Source organism: Micromonospora gifhornensis (assembly GCF_016863515.1).
Taxonomy (GTDB): Bacteria; Actinomycetota; Actinomycetes; order Mycobacteriales; family Micromonosporaceae; genus Micromonospora; species Micromonospora gifhornensis.
The window spans coordinates 1-22,638 of the sequence record NZ_BOPA01000040.1 but is presented as its reverse complement, the minus strand read 5'-3'; the positions used below and the strand labels follow the sequence as shown (position 1 = coordinate 22,638).

The 22,638-nt window shown below is 67.0% G+C and carries 12 protein-coding genes and 1 pseudogene; 12 read left to right on the top strand and 1 reads right to left on the bottom strand.

From position 1 onward, the window contains the following. Positions 1–204: 204 nt before the first annotated feature. The gene (locus Vgi01_RS25305) at positions 205–1,131 is read left to right on the top strand and encodes a gamma-glutamylcyclotransferase family protein (RefSeq protein ID WP_204292721.1); all 927 of its coding nucleotides are present in this window, start codon (positions 205–207) and stop codon (positions 1,129–1,131) included. A gap of 284 nt (positions 1,132–1,415) precedes the next feature. Here Vgi01_RS25305 and Vgi01_RS25300 read toward each other — a convergent pair whose 3' ends face one another. Next, positions 1,416–3,266 carry a hypothetical protein gene (locus Vgi01_RS25300; protein WP_204292720.1) on the bottom strand — a complete coding sequence of 617 codons (1,851 nt, stop codon included), beginning with the start codon at positions 3,264–3,266 and terminating at the stop codon, positions 1,416–1,418. A gap of 169 nt (positions 3,267–3,435) precedes the next feature. Here Vgi01_RS25300 and Vgi01_RS25295 point away from each other — a divergent pair, with 169 nt between their 5' ends. The 11 genes and pseudogenes from Vgi01_RS25295 to Vgi01_RS25245 form a co-directional block, all read left to right on the top strand. Further along, entirely contained in the window at positions 3,436–4,722 is a 1,287-nt protein-coding gene (locus Vgi01_RS25295) for a hypothetical protein (protein WP_204292719.1), read from the top strand. Positions 4,723–5,082: 360 nt separating this feature from the next. After that, positions 5,083–5,361, top strand: a complete 279-nt coding sequence (locus Vgi01_RS25290) for a barstar family protein (RefSeq protein WP_204292761.1) — start codon at positions 5,083–5,085, stop codon at positions 5,359–5,361. A 153-nt stretch (positions 5,362–5,514) separates the two neighbouring features. Beyond that, positions 5,515–9,621 (top strand): WD40 repeat domain-containing protein, encoded by a 4,107-nt coding sequence (locus Vgi01_RS25285; protein ID WP_204292718.1) that lies wholly within the window; start codon positions 5,515–5,517, stop codon positions 9,619–9,621. Positions 9,622–9,648: 27 nt separating this feature from the next. Beyond that, positions 9,649–10,839 (top strand): lipase family protein, encoded by a 1,191-nt coding sequence (locus tag Vgi01_RS25280; RefSeq protein ID WP_204292717.1) that lies wholly within the window; start codon positions 9,649–9,651, stop codon positions 10,837–10,839. After that, on the top strand, positions 10,839–11,981 hold the full coding sequence (locus tag Vgi01_RS25275; RefSeq protein ID WP_204292716.1) for a caspase family protein: 1,143 nt from the start codon (positions 10,839–10,841) through the stop codon (positions 11,979–11,981). The genes Vgi01_RS25280 and Vgi01_RS25275 overlap by 1 nt, the downstream gene beginning before the upstream one ends. 251 nt (positions 11,982–12,232) lie before the next feature. Continuing rightward, positions 12,233–14,041 carry a hypothetical protein gene (locus Vgi01_RS25270; protein ID WP_204292715.1) on the top strand — a complete coding sequence of 603 codons (1,809 nt, stop codon included), beginning with the start codon at positions 12,233–12,235 and terminating at the stop codon, positions 14,039–14,041. Next, positions 14,038–15,195, top strand: coding sequence for a hypothetical protein (locus Vgi01_RS25265; RefSeq protein ID WP_204292714.1), 1,158 nt, complete (start codon positions 14,038–14,040; stop codon positions 15,193–15,195). The genes Vgi01_RS25270 and Vgi01_RS25265 overlap by 4 nt, the downstream gene beginning before the upstream one ends. 58 nt (positions 15,196–15,253) lie before the next feature. Next, the gene (locus Vgi01_RS25260; RefSeq protein WP_204292713.1) at positions 15,254–18,286 is read left to right on the top strand and encodes a helicase-related protein; all 3,033 of its coding nucleotides are present in this window, start codon (positions 15,254–15,256) and stop codon (positions 18,284–18,286) included. Then, the gene (locus tag Vgi01_RS25255) at positions 18,283–21,654 is read left to right on the top strand and encodes a sacsin N-terminal ATP-binding-like domain-containing protein (protein ID WP_204292712.1); all 3,372 of its coding nucleotides are present in this window, start codon (positions 18,283–18,285) and stop codon (positions 21,652–21,654) included. The genes Vgi01_RS25260 and Vgi01_RS25255 overlap by 4 nt, the downstream gene beginning before the upstream one ends. Positions 21,655–21,708: 54 nt before the next feature. Then, the gene (locus tag Vgi01_RS25250; RefSeq protein ID WP_204292711.1) at positions 21,709–21,855 is read left to right on the top strand and encodes a hypothetical protein; all 147 of its coding nucleotides are present in this window, start codon (positions 21,709–21,711) and stop codon (positions 21,853–21,855) included. A 140-nt stretch (positions 21,856–21,995) separates the two neighbouring features. After that, positions 21,996–22,604, top strand: a pseudogene (locus tag Vgi01_RS25245) (IS701 family transposase); the annotation flags it as partial. Positions 22,605–22,638: the final 34 nt, after the last annotated feature.

Sequence of the window (22,638 nt, the reverse complement as noted above, 5' to 3'; positions counted from 1 at the left end):
GCCCGGACCCGGGGCGATGGCCGCCATGACCCGGGTGGCCATGGTGACGGGGGTAGACGAGACCGGCGAGGAGCGGTTGCGCCACGTCCTCCTGCCCTGGGGGGATCCTGAAGCAGCGCAAGTGGAGCGAGTGCCGGCGGCAAATTGGGTGTGCGGGGGCACACCCATCATGACCGATCCTTCGGCCGTGGCAAACTTCGGCTCGTGTCCGACACCCCGAAAGCGATTTTCGTCTACGGCAGTCTTCGCCCTAGCGAACTGGCCCACCGGCAGGTAGCGCCTTTGGTGTCGCGGATTGATCGTGCGGAGGTCACGGGATTTGGCCTCTACGTGCGCGACGGGCTCCCGTTCATCACCGAGGTCCGCGGTGGCTGCGTCCGAGGCGACCTGCTCAGCGCGTCAACGATCGAGGGCGCAGACGTCCTCCGACACAAGGTTCGGGCGTACGAGGGTGACGCCCTGTACATCGAGCGGGGGGTAAGGGCAAGGACCGAGACGGGGGATGAGGTCGACGCCTGGGTGTACGTTGGCCGTGGTCCAAGGAGGGGGAAGCCGCAGCCACACGAGCAGCAATGGTCATCTGCCGATGATCCCTTGTTCCGTGGTGGACTGGACGGCATCTTTGCTATCGCCAAACGTCACTTCGAGAGCGTCAGGCCCATGCCCGCCGACATGGAAGGCTTCTGGGACGCGTTTCTCCCGATCCAGGGCACGTACCTCACGCTGTGCACAGTGCTCGAAAGGTACACCGCCCTCGTCTTCGGCCCGACTATTGACCCGGGCGATCGGTTGCGCAGACTTCGAGACGTCCGTGCCGCCGTTGAGGCCGTCGAGACGGCGAAACCGCCATCGATCGAGGTCAGCGATAGCCGAGACCCGAGGCAGCGACAGCGTGCTCCCGGCCGGAGGTCATTCGATGCCTGGTACCGGGTCCGAAGTAACCTCTCGCACCGCGGTAAGGCCGCGTATAGCGACTTCAGCCTTGTAGAACGGAGCATCGTTGGCCTCCACGACACCCTGCGCCGGCTACTTTCCAGTCAGCTACCTCTGACTGACGCGGCGCGGCAGAGATTCGCGAGCGACGATCGGATGCTAGGACCAATCTATGCGCAATTCCGAGGGCTGAGGTGAGGCTTCTCCACTGTGCCGAGTCGAGACACCGAGGAGGAACGCCTCGGCCGGCTACCACTGACCACCTGACCCGCAGCACCCCGCACCAACCAGCAGAACGCCCCGAGGCCCGGCGACCTCACGCGTCCACAGCGACACGTGGTGATCCCACACCCGCCAAAAGGCGGACAGAACAGCGAAGCCGAAACAGTCAGGCAGGGAGCAAGAACCCTCTGACGGATCGAGGTTAACGAGGCAACGAGGCCGCGCCGGCGTACCTGGTTCTGCCGACGCCGCACCTTTCATCATCTGCCGTACATGCGGAACATTTTTCTGTTGACAACAAATCCTTGACCTGTTGTGAGATCGGCGCACGCAAGAAACGGCTGTCCGCTCCGACACCCGACAGGGCCGTCAATGATTGAGCTGCCGTAGGGAATTTTATTGCTGTAGAATTGGAACGGCACCCCGCCAGTGCAAATTCCTTGAGACGGGCCATCCTTGCGACTTACGCCAATGATATTGGGCACATACGCGATGTTTCCACAATTCCTAGGCGGCAGCTTAAACGAAAAGTCTTCGATGTAGCATGAGATGCCCGCGTCTGTCTTGTTGCTCCCGGAGAGTACGCACATCATGTTGCCGCTCGGCGTCGTGAAGAGGAGCCTCCCGGGGCTGGGGTAGTACGGTTGATCCGGTCCGTAGGCACCCTCGGCGTAGGCCGAAGTGTTGGCCTTTTTGCCTGCCTTGATGTAGGCGACGAGTGCCGCCGACGTCATTGGCTCGGAGACAGACGGATCGGCGATTGTGATGTTGTAGATGGCGTCGCTCTTCCCACCGAGACTCGCGATGTGGTCCCAGAGATCGCGGGCGCCAGTGACCAGAAGATGCACGGCGGTCAGGATGGCACCGACGAGCGAACCGACCATCGACAAGATTACGCCGACGGCGAAAATCTTGACGTCTTCGAGCTGAGACTTCATGTAGGCCGGCACACAGCCCCAAGCGAGCTCGAGAACGTCCCACGCCACCTTGGCGCTATCGAGTTTGAGGAGGCCCTTTCCGCCCTTAAGGCAGCTTTTGAGTACGTCGAGTTCGGAGGCAGCTTGACCGGTGGCGCCGAGCAGCACGGCGAACCGGTCGACGGCGCTCTTGGCTTCCTTTTCGAGGGTGCTTCCGGCCGCCTTAGCGACGGCTGCGTAGGTCTCAATACCGAAGGCGATGCCGGAGACCAGCCACGCGACGACCGACGTCTCCGTCGTCACCCGGCCCGACGCGCCAGCGGGAACGGCGAGGGTCAACGTGTCGCCGCCGTCCACGATGCGGGCCGCTGTCCCCCGGGGTATCGACACCGCCGCGCCGATCGCCCGGGCGGCCGTGCCGGCATCGAAGCTCACCGACGCGCCGTCTATGACCTTCCAGCTCGCCGGATAGGTCATCTGCAGGTACGTCCGGGTGTTGTTCGCGATCTTGAGCACGCGGCGTCCGCTGTGGATGCCGAAACACCATTTGACCCGATCTCCGCTGCCGCTGGTGACCTCGATGCCTCCGGTGCGAGCTGCGGCTTCATCACCACACCGCGGCTGGGCCACCCCCGCTCGGCCAGTGATGTAGTTGCGGAACGAGTTCCAGCGGTCACTTGCCCATTTCTTGACGTCGATGCCGCCGAGGAACCCGAGCGAGAAGTGGTCCACCTCTGCAGATACGGTGCGCTGGTCCACGTCGTACGTTGTGGGCGCCCATCGCCACCCGCCGGCGCTGTCCTGCCAGACGACGACCGGGTGCAAGGATTGGTCCGCGATCTCGGCAGACGCCGGGAAGGTGACAGTCGCAGGCTTGGCGATACCGCCAGGCACCTCCACCGAGACGCTGTGGCCAATGACGCTGATACCGTCCGGAACCTCGGGCAGGCCATCGGCGTCACTGACGGTGAGCTTGGCGGCCGTGCCCTCGACCACCGCACCCTCGGGCAACCTCACCGTCACCCCCGCCACCGAGAGCACGGTCGGGGACCCAGCGTGCGCCTGAGCCGTGTGCTCACCGACGGCCTTCGGAGCCTCTCGGCCGGTGCAACCGACGGCGAGCGTCGCCACCAGGCTCGTCGCCGCGACCAAGACGACCAATCGCGAGCCCGCAGACTTGGCACTCACCCACATGCCAGCACAATAGAATTGTCAAGCCGCCGACGACCATAGCGAAACGACGCCTCTGGGTTGCCCAACCGGCCAGAGCAAACCTCAGCCTCGATCCACCGATGCGGGGCGCGGAGCCGTCCGGGCCGGCGGGGAACACCGGCGGTTGTCGGCGATGGGCAGAATGCCAAGGGTGGATCTACGGCGAGCACTCGACATCGTTGCCCAGCCTTGGACGTACTTCGGCGTTAGCGATGCCCAACTCTGCGCTGACGTGCAGGCGTACGCCGATGACGACCTTGGTGTGCGGGACGTGCCCGCACTCGATGGCGAGGCGGCGGTGCGGCCGTTGGATGTACTGCTTCGGCTGGCGGTGGCGACGAAGCCGCAATATCAGACAGATCTGTATGAGGCGCACCGGCACTGGTCACTGCTGCGGTACCTGGGTTTGTTCGATTCGGACTCGGACGGGTATCTGTGTCTGTCGTCCGCGGGCCGGCGGATCGTCGGGAACCAGCGGAGGGTCACCTCCGAGGAACTGGGCATCGGGTTTGCCGTGCACCGGGCGCAGGAATGGATGGCCGCTCGTTGGCCCGGCGCCACGACTACCGGTGTCATCGACATCGACGTTGCGCTGTCCAGTGGCGTCATCAGGGTCGGCGGGGTTACCTCATCCGTCGTGCAGCGGGGGCGACGGCGTCCGGACTATCTCCTGATCGCGGAGAGCCCGGGTAGCGAAGACCGGTACCACTACGCGGTGGTCGAATGCAAAGGCACCAAGGGCTGGAGGTATGGCCTGGACCAGTTGGCGTCGGCTTGTGTGCAGTTGCGCGGTGTAGCTGTCGAGAGTCGCCAACCTCCCGGGCTTGCCGTCGGTACGGTCTTGGCGGACGACTGGGTGTATTGCAGGGCGCTGGAGCTGTCTCCCGGACGCCGTGGGCACCACGAGTCGGCGACTGATCCGGTGAAGCTGCCGGAGCCGTTCGGGGACGCGGCGGAGGTCCACGTTGAGCGTGAGGCGTTCGAGCGGATTGTTCACGTCGACATGGATGAGGGAGCGCCGTTGTCGGCGGAGGACCTGGTGGGGGCGGGGATGCAAGCTTCGTGGGCCAGCCTCGCCGATTTCGCCGGTAACGACTATGCGTTTCGGCGGTGGGCACCTCCGGTGTTTCGGGCCAACCTGGATCGGGATGTGCGGGCACGACCGCAGCGGGTCGAGCGCCAGACCCGTGGCGGTCTGGACGTTGTGGGCGTCCGCAATCTGATCACGCTGCCGGGCGGAGAGTTGGAGGTGGTGTTCGGCTTGGCCGCGGAGGTGGACGAAGCGCTTGCCGACCGCGACGCGGACAGGGTCATCGAGGCCCAGAGGCGAGTAGCCGGCCAGCGCGCACAGGAGCGTGATGTGGCGAGCCGTGAGCCCGGCGACGATGTCACCGCTGTCTCCGACGACGGAGCGGTGTTGATGCTCATCCCGCGGTAACGGGGGAGTGGGATGTGGCTTCGGCCGGTCGACGGCTTGATCGCTGACGCTCGGAAGTTGGATGCCTGTTTGGCAGTCGCGATGGCCGTGAGTCGGTCCTGCCTATGCGTGCACGAGAATTCCACGTCCTAGGATGCTCTAGAGAGTGTGCCAGCGAGAGGCCTCCGGCCTCAGCCGGTTGTCGAGCAGTTCACCTGTCCTGCTTCTCTGCGTTCCCGAAAGACTGGAAAGGTCGAGCGGGCGAGCGCACGAGGCCGCGATTGCCGCGGATGAGGTCGATCGAAGTGGACCGGATGACGGGCGAAGCGTGCACTGCTCCAGTGATCCGCTGGTGGTTTGCTCGCGTGGCTTCTGGTGGAGATGGCCGCGGTGCTACCCGTGTCCGGCAGATTCGTGGTCGCCCGCCTTGACGGCACGAGGATGGCGAATGCCGGCCACGTCTTCTACGGCTTTTCGGACGCCTTGCTTTTCCCCAGCTACTTCGGCTGGAACTGGAACGCGCTGTCCGATCGCCTCCGAGACCTGCACTGGCTGCCGGCGGACGGCTACCTGGTGATCGTCGACAACGCGCCGCTGTATGAACACCCTCGCATCGAACTTTGTCATCCGTTCGGGTGTGCCACCCTGTCGAAATCGTAACCGCGCGTACCCGCACGACTCAGGCACACCCACCGGCAGGCCGGAAAATTCATCCCCCTTCGGTGACTGATCGTCTTTCCGCTTCCACCAACCGGCCGGACTTCGTCCGGCGCTCTTGTCCGCGCCTCGACGACGCTGGAAGCATTCGCAGCGATGTCCGACACCATCGGTGCTGAGCCGTTTCAGCCTCGCCACGAACTGCGGCAGCTATTGCTGGACCAACATGCGGATCCGACGGCGGTGTTCGCGGATTCCCGGCGGTTGTGGTGGAAGGTGTGTGCGGGTGCCCTTCGCGAGGACCGGGGCTGGCTGGCGTCGGAGGAAGCAACCGCACTCATCAATACAGCACGGCTTAGGTCCGACGGGCGAAGGCTCGCCGACGATGCGGCGGCGCAGTTGGCCGCAGTACGCGCGGCGTCCGGCATCGCCCCCGACCGGGTGACGGACGATCTGCGCATGGCGTACCGACGCTGGCGCGAGGCCGGTTCGCTCCCCCGCGATATGCCGCCCGACGGCGGACTGGAACGGTTGGAACGCGACAACGATCCAGGTCTGACGGCCGCGCTGCGCCAACTCGCTATGCTTCGGCCAGGCCCGGCACGCACGATGGTGGCGCTTCTCGTGGCGCTGATCGCTGGTCGTTGGGGCTACGATCCTGACCGGGCCGAATACTCCGTGGCCACTCACGTTCTCTTCGACGCCGACCCTGGTGGATCCACGGTTTCCGGTGCGGTCGGACGGCTGGAAGTCACCTGTCTCCCGGACGGACCACCAGGCCTGTTCCCCGATCCCCGGTTGATGGGCTTCTTCCATGCGGATCCCGCGTTCCGGGACGCACTGACACACGCGTGGCACTCGACGTTCCGGCCGACCGATGTGATGCCGTGCCTGCTCTGGACACTGACTGCCACCGACCCCTCGGACGGGCGGCCGGTGGCCGAGATGTCCGGCGACTCCGCCGGCGCGGCGTTCGCTGTGCTTCTGACCGCACAACGGCTGCGACTGAACCCTCCGCGCAGCCCCGTGGAGTGGGTGACCCGGGTGCGCGGGCTGCGCGGACGCGTCGCGTTGACGGGTGCCGTTGATGCGCACGGTGGCATTGGCCCGGTGGGCGGCCTGGCTGCGAAGCTGACGGTCGCCGGGCAGCAGGCGTTGACGCCGATCGTGCCGGCGGCCAACCGTGATTTTGACGGAACCGCGCCGACTGCGGTCGAGCCGCACCGGGTCGCCACCGTCGCCGAGGCGCACCGGCGTGCCACGGAGTTGCCGCGAAAGCACCGCCGAATTGCGATCGGCGCCGGTGTCACGACAGTCGTTGCCGTGTTCGCCGCCGCGTCGGTCTTTGTGGTCGTCGATCACCAGAGAGACATCGAGCGGCAGGAAAAGGTCACCACCAACCTGATCGCCGCCGCACGGGAGAAGGGCGACGTCGAACCCGGGCTCGCGGGCCTGCTGGCCGCGCAGGCGGTGGCGCAGGCGCCCAACGACTCCTCCCGGGCCGGTGCCCTGCAGGCGCTTCTCGGGCAGGTCGCGTACAACGGCAGCTACGCTGGCGAAGTCACCGGCAACGACCGCACCGTCACCGTCACCGCCACCGCCGTCGCCTCTGCCGCCGGGCAGGACCTTGTGATCGGCGGGACCGCAGACGGGCGACTGTTCGGTGCGTACCGGTCAGCTCGGACGGTTCATACCCGTCAGGGTCGGGCCCACGACGGCCCGGTGAACCAGATCGCGGTCAGTCCGGTCATCCCGACATCGTTCATCACTGCTGGTGACGAGGCACCGGGCTTCTGGACGATCGCCGACGGACGGATCACCGCGGGACCGGTCGTGCAACGCACGAACCGCAATATCGGCACGGTGTGGTCGGTGGCGTACAGCCCGGACGGCACCGTTGTCGCGGCCGGGGACAACGAGGGGTGGATCACCCTGCTTGACGCGTCGACCGGCGCGCTGCTGACTGAACTCCGTCCACACACCAAGCTTCCGGTGCGGCCTGCAGCCGTCACGGCGGTGGCCTTCGGTCCGCCAGGTAGCGGCATCCTCTACGCGGGAACGGCCGCGAACCGGCTGCTGGCTGTCGACTACCGGCCGCTCGCCGCGACGCCCCGCGGAACGCCGACGACGAAGGTTGTCGACGTCCCTGACCGGGGACCTATCCGCGCTCTCGCTCTGGTTCCGGACGCCAGCGCGTACGCGAAGCACCATCAACCCGCAGGCGCTCTGCTCATCGGCACCGACCAGGGCCTGCAATCATGGGATCTCGACGCCGGTCACGAGGCCGACACCTTTCCCACAGCGGGAATCTTCGGGTCGGTCCGGAGCCTGACGGTCCACGGCTCGCGGCTAGCCGTCGGGCAGGAACGACGGACGATAATGATGGAACACGCGACCGTGTCGGAGGACAAAGCCGACCACCACTCGTTTGGGATCCGCTCGATCAGGGACGGAACCCTCCCCGGTGCGTCGCTGTACGATGCGGGTCTGCTGACCCCCGCGCTGGGTGGGCGGATCCACGTCTGGGAAGACAAACGCCGTCCACTCGCCGAACCATCTCTGGGTGTGTCCCAGGTCGACGACGTCGGTATCGACGCCGCCGGTTCGGTATTCACCCTACAGTTCGACTCCCTGACCAGATACCCGGACGGACAGCGGTCGGCGTCGCTCGGCCTCACCACCAGTGCCCCGAACACCTCGATCCGTTCGCCTGTCCCAAACCTCCTCGCGGTGCCGCCGGCCGACGACCTTCCTACGATCGTGGTTGGAAACACCGAGGAAGAAGCCGTCGAACCGCTCGTCGTCCTCGACCGCGGAGACTTCAGCCGGATCGACGTGCCGGATCAGGAGCATCTCCTGTCCGGCTGCCGCGGGGTGACCGCCGTCGCTTTCCTTCCTGTACGGCCGCCACGGTTCGCGGTCGGCTGCGGATCGGGCATGGTGCAACTTTGGGACCCGGTCAGTTGGCGGTTTCTCACCTCCAGCCGGTTGTGGCAAGGGGCTGCGAGCGCATTCGCCGTCAGCGGGGAAACGTTGATCGTCGGCACCCGTGGGCGGAACTTTGGGGACGACGTAGGGACGTTGGTCCGGGCGCCGCTCGCCGACCTGTCCCGCATGTCGACCACGCCGGCCAACCGCGGCGGTGTCACCGCGGTCGTCGTTATCGCCGGCCGGGTGGTGGCTGGCGGTGCCGACGGCGTGGTGCGGGCGTACTCGGCGGACCTGGAACCGCTGACCGATCCCGTGACGGTCGGCGGTACGGTCCGTGACATCGCGGCCGCGACGGTGCACGGCCGCGTGGTGGTGGCCGTCGACCACGGGTTGGCTCTGCTGGACGCGGACGCGCTGACCGTGACTGCGACGGTGCCGGCAGGGCAGCCGGTGAGCCGGATCGCCGTGGACCCGGCCGGCCGGATACTGGCCGGGACGCTGCAACCGGCACTAACGCAGTACGCAATCGCAGGAGGCAATCGTGCCGAAGGGGAATCTATGGCGCTGACCTGGCCCGTCGACAAGGCGACGCTGATCGGTGTGGCGTGCGATCTCGGCGCACGGGAACTGACCGTGGCGGAGGTACGCCGGTACAGCGGCGAGCCCGCCGCCGAGTACAGGAAGCAGTGCACGGGACTGCCGCCGCGTCCGGTGCCGTCGGCCTCCGGGCCGCAAACCGCCGGCCCGGACGGCACGACGCCGGGCGGTGTGCTCGTCACCGCCACCGGCGCGGCGGTGCCCCGGGTCAGCGACGAGTGCCGACCGCTGATCACCGGCAGCGGTGAATGCGGCGTCCTGTTCGGCGGCGAGAACGACTACGCGTGGACGAAGACCTTCGGGACGCCCGATCCCTCCGATCCGGAGAACTACAAGCACCGCATGGTGCTCTTCCGTGGCGCTCCGGACGGAAAGAGTTGGGTGCCCGTGCTGCAAACCAGCGACACGTGGGCGGGCGTGCGGATCCTGATCCGGGGGATGAGCGACCGTGGAGGCGAACGGACCTTGGCCATCGAGCATCACCGGGTCGGCTGGAGCGAGCGGATCGCGCTTAATCTCGTCACCGAGGGGCGCATCGAGTTGAGCCTCAGCGATGTGCGCGCCGAACCCTACGACGACGGTCTGCACATCTGGGCCGGAGTGTACAACGCGACAGACGCCAACTGCTGCCCCAGCAACTGGGTGACCTACGTTCTGCGTCGTAACGCCGACGGCACATGGAGCGAGCACGACCGGAAGGCGACCACCGCCGACCAGATCCCCCCGATCCGTTGACCACCGCTACGACCCGGAGGCACCTCGATGCCCATTGTCTTCGTCCACGGGGTTGGCACCCGACGCGGAACAGGCAAGGCGTACGATCGTCGGGTCGCCGCACGGACCGCGCTGCTTCGCCGCTTCCTGGGGCCGACGCTCGGACTGGACCCGAAGTCGACCCGGGTCTTCAACCCGTACTGGGGCAGCGAGGCAGCCACGTTCCGGTGGGATCACGCGTCGCTTCCCGGTCCGGACGTCGAGGCCTTCGGCGCGCCGGACGATCCGACGTCCAGTGACGGTGTCCTCGCCGAGGCAGCGCTCACCGCGTGGGAGGAGCCCCCACCTCCCGATCGCACCCTGCTGGCTACGGCGCGCATGTCGGCGCCCGCCGCGGTGGATCTTCTGTGGACGGTTGCCAGCGAGGTCGAGTGGATCGACTCAGCCGACGTCGATTCCCTGGCCGGTTTCGCCTACGAAGCATCGCGGTGGGCCGACGGTGTCAGGGCAACCGACTTGATCGATGTGGGCAACGATCCGGCGCTGTTCGGCCGGATCGTCGAGGCGGTCGAGCGAGCCGATGCCGCGGCCGGCGACACAGAGTCGTTCGGCGTTCGCGAGGCGACCGTAGTGCTTCGCGAGGCGCTGGACCGCATCCGGACCGCCGGACCACGGTTCACCTCCGCGGTCGCGGGCTCGGTGCTGCGGCGCCGGGTCCACACGGGCGTCGCCACGTTCATGGGTGACGTGCTGGCCTACCTTCGGCAGCGGGAACAAAGCGGCGCCGACGGGCCGATCGCGTCGACAGTCACGGCCGACCTGCGACAGGCCCATGACGCGCGTACAGACGCCGACCCGCACGTGGTGGTGGTCGCGCACAGCATGGGCGGCAACATTGTGTTCGACCTGCTGTCTCACCTTCGGCCGGACCTGTCCTGCGACGTACTGGTGACCGTCGGCTCGCAGGTCGGCTTGTTCGCCGAACTCGACCTACTTCCGGCAGTGGCCGCGCCGGCGGTCGCCGCGCGGGACCGCAGCCCGCGCCCCGCCTCGATCGGTCGCTGGCTCAACGTGTTCGACGAGTGTGACGTCCTCAGTTTCGCCGCTTCCGGCGTGTTCAGCGGCGTCGACGACTTTGCCTACTCCACCGGCTACGGGCTACTCAAGGCGCATTCGTCGTACTTCGTCCGGCCGAGCTTTTTCCGGCGCCTCGGCGCCCGTCTGGAAGGCGGCGCCTGATGTACGTCGAGGACCCGGCGTCGACACCCGGCGTGCACGCGCTGGTGATCGGAGTCGGCGGCTACCGGCACCTGCCGGGCGGCACCGGGCCGCAGATTCCCGATCCGACCCAGTTCTACGGCCTGGGCCAGTTGACGTCGGCTCCGGTGTCGGCAGTGGCCGTCGCGGAGTGGCTGCGCACCACCGCCGACCCTGACCTGTGGACCGTGCCGCTGGCCAGCGTCGACTTGCTCGTCTCGCCCCACCCGGATGTCACTGATGCGGTTCCGGCCACGACGGAGCCGACGATCGCCAATATCGTCGAGGCATACGCCCGTTGGCGCCAGCGGGCCTCCACTCATCCGGATAACGTCGCGCTCTTCTACTTTTGCGGCCACGGCCTGCAGTTCGACACGCAGCGACTTCTGCTCGCCAGCGACTTCCGCGCCAACGAGTTCTCGCCGTTGACCGGTGCGTTCGAGTTCGAGTCGACCCGCAACGCCAGCACGCAGGGCCTTCCCCGCACACAGTGTTTTTTCGTCGACTCGTGTGCGGGCACGGCTCCGTATCTGATGTCGCACCGCGTGGTGGTACAGGGGCTCGAGACGGCGGCGGTAAACACGGTCGGCGGCGGCGCTTCCAGCACCGTCACTGTTTTGGCGAGCGCGCCCGGCATCACGGCCGAAGGCCGGCGCAACGAAGTCTCGTACTTCACCCGGGCCCTGCTGGCTGCGTTCTCCGGACGCGCCGCCAGCCGCAATGTCTACCAGGACTGGGCGGTGCACACGACCGACTTGGGACCGGCGATCGACACCCTCGTTCGTGACTTCCGCGGCGACGATAACCAGCCGACCCGGCAGGACGACATGCGGGGCAAGGCCGAACTGTGGCGGTTGGCCGGCGCGCCGCCGGTGGAGTTCACCGTCGCCTGCGCACCGACCGATGCGCACCGCACGGCTGAACTCACCTACCAACGGCTCGAGGACGCTGATGTTCACCGCCTCGGGTCCTCACCGTCTGACGGCGCGCCGTGGACGGTGCGGTCCGCCGCCGGCAGCCATCGTCTAGAGGCGACCTTCGGACGCAAGGAATATCCCGACACCCTGCGACTGGTCGAAGTGTTGCCCCCCGGGTCACCTATCCGCCTGCGGGTGCTGCCATGACGTACGCCGCTTCGGGGTCGGCCGCATTCGGCCTGACGCTAACCTCGGCGGTTCGCGCAGCCGAGGGGGTTCCGGTCGTCGTAGAGATTCTCGACGGGAGCTTACGCCGGATCAGCGCGACTGCGGTCGCCGTAGGCCGCCGGCAGTTCGTGAATGGGCCGACGTCCGGCCATGCAGGCGTGGTGGTCCACACCCCGTGCGGCGACACCCTTAGCTCTCGGCTGACACCGTCTGCCGATGTCCGGATCGACGTGGGTCTGCTGGGGTATCCCGCCGATTTCGTGCGGGCCGGGCTCACCGGACCGGTCAGCCCGCTGCGACCATCGTCGGCAGACGCGATCTGGCTACGGCAGTGGACCCGCATCGGGCCACGCGGTCTTTGGCGGACGATCCGTCAGCCGGTACTGACCAGCGGCGACGGCACCAACATTCGCGTTCGCAGCCGGGGCGCCCGCGCCGTCCAGTTCGGTGGCCCGGAAACCGTCTGGCAGGTCGCCGTGCTTCCGGAGCACGGCGCGGCACATGCGGTCGTCCGGCGCCGGCAGGACGGGTTCTCGCCGCTGGCCGTCGCGGTCACCGGCCCTAGTCCCGGCGCCGACGCCCTGATGACGTACCTGACACTCGGCCGGCTCGAGGCCGCGGCGCTGATTGCCGAGCATCTGGCCGACAGCGTGGATCCGGCCGACCGGCTCGCACTGGCGTACTGGGATGTGCTCGGCCGCCGGACCGCGCCTTCATCGGCTGGCTTCGGCAAGGACGTGGACTGGCTGATCGTCCGGGCAGCGGCGCTCATCCTGGCGGACCCGGAAGACCCGTCGGCGCGTCGCCTGCTCATCCAGGCATGCGAGGAGTCACCTCCGCTGTGGACGGCAGGACTGCGGCTGCTCGCCGATTCTGTCCGGACGGTGCGGGCGGTGACGCCCCGATTCGACGACGAACTGGAAGCGGCCTGGCAACGGGTCTCCGGGTTCGCCGCCACCGCCGACCTCACCATGCCGACCGTCACGTACCCTGCCACCGGTCCCGCGGCACCGGTGGCGATCCCGGTCACCGGGATACCCGACGACGCGTTCATCTCGCTGGAACCAGCCGCTGACATGTCCACTACAGACCTACGCCCTCCGCCGATCCGAGCCACACTCGCAGCCGAAACGGCGACTCCGGACATGTCGTGGACCTGGACGACAGTCGGCGACCTACGTTTCGGCACGGCCTACCACCCGGTTCGACGCCGGCACGAGGTTCTCGTTGACCCGGCGACGGCCGGGCCAGCCATTGTCACGGTCACCTACACCTCGGCGGGGCGGCTACGGACGTGCCGGCTTCCGCTCCCCGGAGATGAAACCCCCGAGGTACGCGCGGTGCTTCTGGGCGCAGATCGCGGCACCCCGATCCGCGTCGCTGAACCGATTCCCGTCGACCGTGTCGATGTGTGGGACGCGACCGCCCTCCGGGAGGCCACCGCCGCTGCGGCGGACCGGCAGACCCGACTCGCCTGGCGTACCGTTCTCCGACTCGCCGGACCGGATGTCGCCGGACTGCTCGACGGCGACGTGCTCGGCGCCGAATCCGACACCCTCTTCACTCCCGACGACCCACCCCGCCGTGCGCCGGACGACCTCGACCTAGCCCACGACTTGCGCGACATGCTGCCGCAGACGTTGGACCCGGTGGGTGGGCCCACGGCTCTCGGTGACCTGCTCGACACTGAGGTGCTGGCCGGGGCGTGGATACGCCTAAAAGCGTCACCCCGGCTCGCCGGCTTTCTTCTTCACATTCACTTTGGACCGTCGTCCGATCGCCGGAACCTCATGGTCCCGCTCGGCGATGACGGATCCGGCACGCTCCGGTCGATCGGCTCGACGAAAATGACCACCGTGACCGTCGCCGACATCTCGGACCCCGCCGACCTCGATCGCAGCAACACATCGACCGTGGTGCGTTCCGTGGCCGCCGCAGGCCCGGAAGTGCGTGAACTGTGGCGACAGATCGCACGGGTCCGCCTGCTCGGAGACCCCGTACGTTCCGCCGTTGTCCAAGGACTGGAGGGCCTGGCATGACCATCAACCGCTGGCGCTGGACCGTCGTCGCCGCTGCCTCCGTGCTGCTGGTACTCGTCGGGGTCGTCCTGTACGTCACCCTGCGCACGGACAGCGCGGACCCGCCAGCCGTCGCGCAGCCGGGCACCCCCATGTCCGCTTCGCCCACGCCCACCGGAACGCTCGCGTACGCCTACACCTCCAGTTCCGGGCTGGTCATCAACCGCAAGGACGGTGAATCGGTCAAGGTACCGGGCGATTTCTCCACAGGCCCGATCTTCTGGACGGGCACCGGCGACTTCGTCGTCGCGCTCTCCCTGAGCACCACCGACGACGGGTTCCTCACTATTGTCGACGTCCGGACCGGCGCCTTCCGACGGGTGGAATGCGGCTGCTCGAGCGCGGCGCCGGCCGGCGGAGACCGGGTCGCCTACCTCGATGACGAGACCGACGAGCCGCTCGTCATCGACGTCGCGGCCGGCGACGAAACGCAGCCGTTCGACGTGACCCTGCCGGACGGCCGGCGCGTGACACAGGTAATGGCGGGCGGCGGAGATAGCGTGCTTGTCCGCACCCAGCTGATCCCGGCCGGCCAGGACACACCCGAATACAGCAGCCCGGATATGCTCTACGCCGTCAAACTCGGCGACCCCACACCGCGCAAGGTCTCCGAGAACCACTTCATCGTGGGATCGTCGGCGGTCGGCGGCTCTGGACCGGACGGCAGCGCCCGTTTCGTGGTCACGGTTTCCGACGACGATGGGCGGTGCGTCAGCTTCACCTACTGGCTCTGGAACGGATCGACTGGCACCACAGTCAGCCTTCCGAAGTTCGTGCAGAGCGCGCCGGGCGAACAGGCGTGGATGACCGTCTCCGACTGGTGGTGGAACCAGGACGGTGCCCTGCACGCCAGCCTGACCTCGCATCGCTGCACCGACGAGAACGACGACGAATTCACCGCACCGCCCACTCTGTGGCGGCTCGACGGCGACCGGTGGACCCAAGTCGACCAAGTCGTCGCAGACGCCGTCCGCCCGATCGGCGCCGGCACGCGCCTGCTCCTGCGCCAAGGGGGCGAGACCAACGAGCACGACCTGTACATCGAGACAGGCGGCAACGCCGAACTGTCGGTTCAGCAGGTCTACGATGTCGCGGTGGCGCCGGCCCGCCCGTAGCCGTGCGCCACGGCGACGCCGACGGCTCCGAGTCCGATTTGGCGGAGGGATCAGTTGCATGACAACGGAGTTCGCCCCAGGAGCCACGGTGCGACTCGTTGCGCGGCGGGATGTGATGGGCGTGATCACCGGTTCCCGGGAGATCGGCGGTGTGCTTCGGTACGACGTGTTTCACGACAACCGGATGCATGGCTATTTCGGCTCCCAGATCGAGGTGGTGCTGCCGGACTCGAAGGAACAGATGATCTCCGCGGTTGTTCTGCGGGCCGGCCTGACGTCTGAACTGATCCGGGACAAAAACACCGGCTACTTGCACGCCCGCAACGTCGGGCGCATCGACTACGAGCCCTACCAGTTCCGACCGGTTCTGAAGATCGTGCAGGCGGACCGCCCACGCATCCTCATCGCCGATGACGTCGGCGTGGGCAAGACGATCGAGGCTTGCCTCATTCTCAAGGAGCTTCAAGCACGCCACCGCGTCCGTTCGGTTCTGATCATCTGTCCGAAGCCGCTGGTGGTCGATGAGAAGTGGCGTAACGAGCTCAAGCGGTTTGACGAGGACTTCGTGCACCTTGACGGCTCGGACCTACGCTTCTGTATCGAGGAGGCCCTGCGCGAAGGGGAGTGGCCGGCTCGGTTCGCGAAGGCGATCGTTCCCTACTCACTGCTCGACGAGCGCCTGCTCGTGGGCAATGACGCCAACGGTCGACTGCGGCAGGCCGGGCTTGTTGATCTTACCCCCGGTCCGCGATTCGACCTGGTGATCGTCGATGAGGCGCACCATGTCCGCAACCGCGCCACCTTCGCCTACCAGAACGTGAAGCGCCTGACCGGGTCGGCCGAGGCGGTCGTGCTTCTCTCCGCTACACCGCTGCAGACGCAGAGCCGGGACCTGTTCACGCTGGTAAACCTGCTGCGCGACGACCTTGTCCCGACCGAGCGTGACTTCGCCCAGATGCTTGAGCCGAACCACTACCTCTACGAAGCCATCGAGGCCGCCCGCGGCGGGCAGGACGGATGGCAGGACGAGGCCCAGCGGGCCCTCGACGGCGCGCTCTCCACAACCTGGGGACGCGCCGTGACGGCGGTGGACCTGGGAGTGGAACTGGTCCGTGAATTGCTGACCGAAGACCCGGGGGACGCGCGGGCACGTGTGCGCGTCGTGCGCACGCTTGAGGAGCTCAACACCTTCTCCTCCATCGTCAGCCGAACCCGTCGGCGCGACATCGGAACGTTCACCACGCGCAAGCCCAGCGCGCCAGTCGTCTCCTTCACCCCCGAGCAGGAGGTCGTCTACAACGCGGTCATCGATCTGGGACGGCGCATCGTCGAGCTCCAGACGCCGGGCATGCCGGTGGCCTTCCTGTTGTCCATGCTCCGGCGTCAGGCGGCCAGCTCGATCAGTGGTCTGGCGCCGCTAGTGGAGCAGGTATTGGAGAACCGGCTCGACAAGGTCGAGTTCTCTGAGATCGGTGACGACGCGCCGGACGATGTCCCCTCGTCGCTGAGTGAGTTCCGGGCGGAGATCCGCGCCATCGGGCAGCTGGCCGAGGGTCTCAACGGTCTTCCCGACCCCAAGGTCGACGTCCTCCGGCAACTCGTCACCGACAAGCAGGCGGAGGAGAACAACAAGGTCCTGGTCTTCAGCACCTTCCGTCACACGCTGCGCTACCTCCAAGAAAAGGCAAGCGCGTGGGGCGTGCGAGTAGGTGTGGTCCACGGGGCCGTCCCGGACGAGGACCGGCATTCACTGCGCCGGCGCTTCAAGCTGCCGAACAGCAATCCTGACGCGATCGACTTGATGCTCTGCTCGGAGGTCGGCACCGAGGGCCTGGACTACCAGTTCTGCAACACCCTGGTGAACTACGACATCCCGTGGAATCCGATGCGCATCGAGCAGCGCATCGGCCGCATCGACCGACGTGGGCAGCAGAGCGAGTCCGTCGCAATCATCAACATCCTCACCGAGGGGACCGTCGAGGCGGAGATCTACGACCGTTGCCTACTGCGTATCGGCGTCTTCCACCGCGCACTCGGAGGCAGCGAGAGGATCCTCGGTGACCTGACAACCGAGCTGCGCAGGATCGCGGACGATCTGTCTCTCTCCGACGCCGACCGGGAGGAACGGCTACGCCAGATCGCGGACAACGAGGTGGCGCGCATCCAGGAGCTGGAGCGGCTCGAGGACCAACAGGGAGTGCTGCTCGGGCTGACCACCGAGTCGTTCGAATCGCGGGTCGCGGAGGCGAGCAGCGAGTGGCTCTCCGACGAGAAGATCGGCGACCTCGTCCGGGCCTACCTTGAGGCCGTCCTACCGGGCCGCCGGCTGGCACTGAGACCCGGCAAGGTCGCAGTGGTGCGCCTCGACGAGGACGCCGCAGCCCGCGTGAGCGGCGACCTCCATGCCGCAGTCGGCGGCGACCTCCGACTGGAGAGGCAGCTGCGCCGCAAGCCGGCGGTCCTACGGGTCACCACAGATCCCGAGCTGGCCGCCGACGAGCCTGACGTGGAGCTGCTCAACGCGACTCACCCACTGGTGCTACTTGCCGCCCAACACGCGGCGCTGCCGGGCGCACCGATGGCGTCGTTGCGGGTTCGCTCCGACGTCGTGCCACCCGGCAGGTACCCGATCGCGGTCCACGCCTGGACGAGACTCGACGCTCGTGACAGCCTCACGCTCCGCTACATCAGCACGGATCCGGCTGTCGAGGCCGCCGCGGACAGCCTCCTGGCGCTTGCCGTCGACGGTGACGGGAGCATGGCCCCTCATGAGCTGGACGTGGACGCGCTCGAGCAGCGGCACCAGCGGGAATGGAAGGTGGCCCGCGAGCAGCATGTCACTAGGGCGAGAGCCGCAGGTGCCCAGCGGGTGGCATCACTACGGGCGCAGCGAGACCGGCAGCTTCGCGCCATTCAGGAAAACGCCGACAAGGTGAGCGAACCCAAAATCGTGAAGATGCGCCAGAGCGAGCTGATCTCAGCCAGGGACAGGTTCGACCGGCTCATCGCAAAGCACGAACGTGCGGTCAGCGGCGCCGACCTCATCACCCGTCATCTGGTAACCGTGGCCTTGGAGGTCGAAGCACCGTGACCACGTTCGACGCACTGTCCGCGCGGCGCAGCGCCTATGTGTTGGCGGCGCGTGAGAACGGCTTCGAGGAAGGGCTGCGCCGGCTTCTCGCCGACCTCTACCCGGACAACGCCCACTTCATTTACGAGCTGCTGCAGAACGCGGAGGACGCCGGCGCCCGCCAGGTGGTTTTCGAACTACGGGGTGACGGCCTGCTTGTCGAGCACGACGGTGCCCGCCTGTTCGACCTTCGTGACATCGAGTCGATCACCAGCATCGGGCAATCGACAAAAGCGGACGACGCGACGAGCATCGGCAAGTTCGGCGTCGGATTCAAGGCTGTCTTCGCCTACACACAGACACCCGTCATCCACTCGGGTAGGCACTCGTTCGCCATTCGCGATCTATTCGTGCCCGTCGTCGTAGCCGGTAGCGGGCGGCCGGGGTGGACCACGTTCTGGTTCCCGTTCGACCGTCCCGACAAGCCGGCGGACCGAGCGGCGGCCGAAGTCGCGCACGCGCTGCGAGAGCTGTCGGGGGCGACACTGCTGTTCCTGAACAACATCATGTCGATCACCAGCTCCGTGTTCGGCGATGAACCACTGCGGCTTGCTCGGCATGCGATCGATGGCAACGTGATCGAGATCGCCAGCGCCCACGACATGGCTGGGCCAGCGCGATGGTACCGAATCGCCGGCGCCGTCGAGATCGACGGACGCCCCTTCCCGGTGGCGGCGGCGTTCGCTCTCGAAGTGCCGGCCGCGGAGAAGCCAAAGAAGCGGTCCAAGGGCTATGTGGTGGCGCCGGTCGACGGCCAGGTATCGATCTACTTTCCCGCTGTCAAGGAGACGTCGGGGCTGAGGTTCCACATCCACGCCCCGTTCGCCTCGACCGTCGCCCGTGACAGTGTCCGCGACGATCCGGGTAACGACGCTCTCATCGACGGGATCGGCACCCTCATCGCACAAGCACTGCCGGTCATGCGAAATGCCGGCATGCTCACCGACGGCCTGCTCGGTGCGCTCCCGAACGCTGACGATGATTTGCCGGCACGGTACGAGGTCCTGCGCGAGCGAATCATCGAGGCGTTCGACAACGGACCGCTCACTCCGGTCGCCGGCGGCGGACATGCCCGGGGAAAGCAACTACTCAGGTCGGACCGCAGCCTTCGCGAAGCTCTCACGGTCAAGGACGTGCGTTTCCTTCTCGGTCTCGCCGACCTTGATGACCGCGAGGCCATCAAGGGCTGGATGCCGGTCCGGGAGGGTAGGGCACGGGCGTTCCTTGACTCACTCGATGCGATCGACTTCGGCCCCTACGAACTTTCACACGTGCTGGGTCGAGCAGCTCGCGCATACGAGAACGTCGCTCGATACGAATTCGATCTTGGCAAGGTGCCCTGGTACGTCGAGAAGCAGTACGAGACGTGGCAGGGGTGGACGAAGTGGATCGAACCCAAGCCCGATGAGCGGCTCCGGGCGTTCTACACCGCGTTGGGCACCCTCGCCGCCAGGCTCAAGGCGAGCCATCCCTACAACCTCACGCTGGCCAAGGCACCCCTACTGCGCATTCGGGACGGCGCCACGACCCGGCACGTGCCAGGCAAAGAAGCCTACCTCCCGACGGCGCCGGGCCTGCACGTTGACGGCCTCGTGCCGGACTCGCTGCTGGTTCCAGACGATGGCGGCGACGAGGCGACGAAGGACGTGACCAAGGGTGCGCGGCGAGCCCTGCGCGACTTCTATGAACATGCCGACGTCCAGCCATGGGATGCCGGAGCCCAATTGCGGGCCCGGTTCGAGACCTACGACCTCCATCCCGCATCCGTGACCGTACGACACGTCGACGACCTGCGTCAGCTGAAGCGGCTGCTCGACGACGACGTCGTCGAGGCGAAGGCATTCGAAGGCCTTGCCTTCCTCGTCGCCGTAGGGCGCGACGGCGAACGCTACTGGGCACCACCCCGCGACGTCTACCTTGACCAGCCGTTCCTCGCGACCGGCCTCGCCGCCCTCTATCAATCGCATCAGTACCGGGGCACCCCACCCGGCCGGCTCGACCCGGCGTATGCGTCTGAGAACTTCGATGTCACAGGCCTCGCCGATTCCCTCGATGTCACGCGAGGGCTCTCGGTCAGGCCCGCAGACATCTCAGACAACCCGAAATTTCAGAAGTCGTGGTCGCGAGGCAGGCAGCGGGCGTATAGCCGGGTCGCGCGGGACTGGCAGATTCCCAACTTCGAACTAATCGTCGCGACCGAGGACGAAAACCTGTTGCGCTCGCTTTGGCGGACAGTCGTTCTCGCCAAGGCATCCTTCGCTGAGGCCGAGTTCCAGGCGAACATGACCAGCCCTCGCTACGCTCTCGAATCGCAACTGCTGCAAAGCCTGCGCCACACACCGTGGGTCCTCGACAGCGATGGCAACCTTCGGCTCCCTACCGACATCACGGCCGACGAGCTGGCGGAAGGCCTTGTCGTTCCCGACGCCTCACCGATGCTGCAACACGCCGGCTTCGGCAGGAACGCGGCCATCGCCGTTGAGGAACGCCGCGAACGCGAACTGCAAGCCAAGGCACTCGGCTTCGAATCCGTCGACGTTCTGCTGGAGATCGCCGAGGCGTACCAGGCGGACCCGGAAAGCATGCGGGCCTGGCTACGCGAGCGAAAGAACCTGACACTTCCGGAAGATGCCTCGGACGACCCGGAACAGCGGGCCCGACGCGCGGGCGCGAAGGCAGCGGATGCACCTGAGCGCCGGTCTGAAAAGCGCATGCGCACCGTCCAGACCCAGGTGCCGGGCCTTCAAAGCGCCGCAAGGGCCTACCTGACCCAGATGTACACCAATGACGAAGGCGTCATGGTCTGCCAAGTGTGCACCTCCGCCATGCCCTTTAAGGTCGGCGGCGACTACTACTTCGAGGCAGTCCAGTTCGTCAAGGACAGCACCCGCGACCTACGCGAAAACCGCCTCGCGCTGTGCCCAACGTGCGCGGCCATGTACCGCCACGCCCGGGACACGCCGCTCGAAGACCTGCGGGCAGCACTGCTCGCCCACCACGTCGGCGGACACAGCAGCATCACCATCGGTTTGATGCTCGCCGGCGAGGCCGCGATGATCCGTTTCGTCGGCAAGCACGCCATCGACCTCCAAGCTGCGCTACAGGCAACGAAAGGCGTCCAGAGCAAGGACGACGAGCCGGAGGGTTTGCTCCCACCCGACATGTCACGAGGCGTGGCAACCACATCGGCTCAAACCACCGCTGCCCCGCATCCCGCCGTCGCCTCGCCGCCTTCATCGGCGCGTGCGCATCGCCCGGCAGCACCCAGGCAGAGCGCGGTCGAACGCCGGGCGACGCCGGAACGGGACTGCGTAGATTTCCGTGTTTGACCTGGGTGTGGTCCGTTGGACAGGACGTTGATCCTGTCCAGGAAGGACCACGTCATGACAGACAAGAAGAACGTTGCTCAGCTTCCTGGACCGACGTCGGTGGAGGTGGAGTTCGCGCAGCAGTTGGTCGAGCGGGCCAAGGCCGACGGAGTCTCGTTGGTTGGGCCGGGTGGGCTCCTAGCTACGGCAGCCGCCGTTTGAGATCTTGCTGGTGAACCGGGGTGGACGCGAGGCGGCCACCGCGTGATCGTCTGTGCGTTGTGGACACAACATCAGATCTTGCGGTGGCCGCGTGCCACAGCGTAGCTGTTGGTCGGTGGGAGCGGGTGCTGGCCGGGGTGCTGGGGTGCTTCGCGGGCCGGTTCGGGCGAGTGGAGCCGCGTCGTGTGGCGGGAGAGTTTGTGACGGGGCTGCTGTCCGATCTTGAGGTCAAGACGTGTTGGCAGTTGGCCGAGCAGGCCGGGCACGCCCGGCCGGTTGCGATGCAGCGGCTGCTGTACCGGGCGGTGTGGGACGCCGAGGCTGTCCGCGACGACCTGCGGCAACTGATCACCGACCGGTTCGGCGGTCCGGACGCGGTCCTGGTCGTCGACGAGACCGGCGACCTGAAGAAGGGCACCCACACGGTTGGGGTGCAGCGCCAGTACACCGGCACCGCCGGGCGAATCGAGAACAGCCAGGTCGGGGTGTTCCTGGGCTACGCCGGCCGGGACGGACACACTCTGATCGACCGACGGGTGTATCTACCAGCGTCGTGGACCGACGACCGGGACCGCTGCCACGCCGCCGGCGTGCCCGACGAGATCGAGTTCGCCACCAGGTCAGAGTTGGCGGCGGACATGATCACCGCGGCCCTCGACGCCGGGGTGCCGGCAGGCTGGGTCGCCGCGGACGAGGCATACGGCAACAGCGCCGCCTTCCGCGCCCATCTGTCGGCGTACGGGTTCGGATGCTCAGGTAGGTACGCGTGAACTGCCCAGGTTG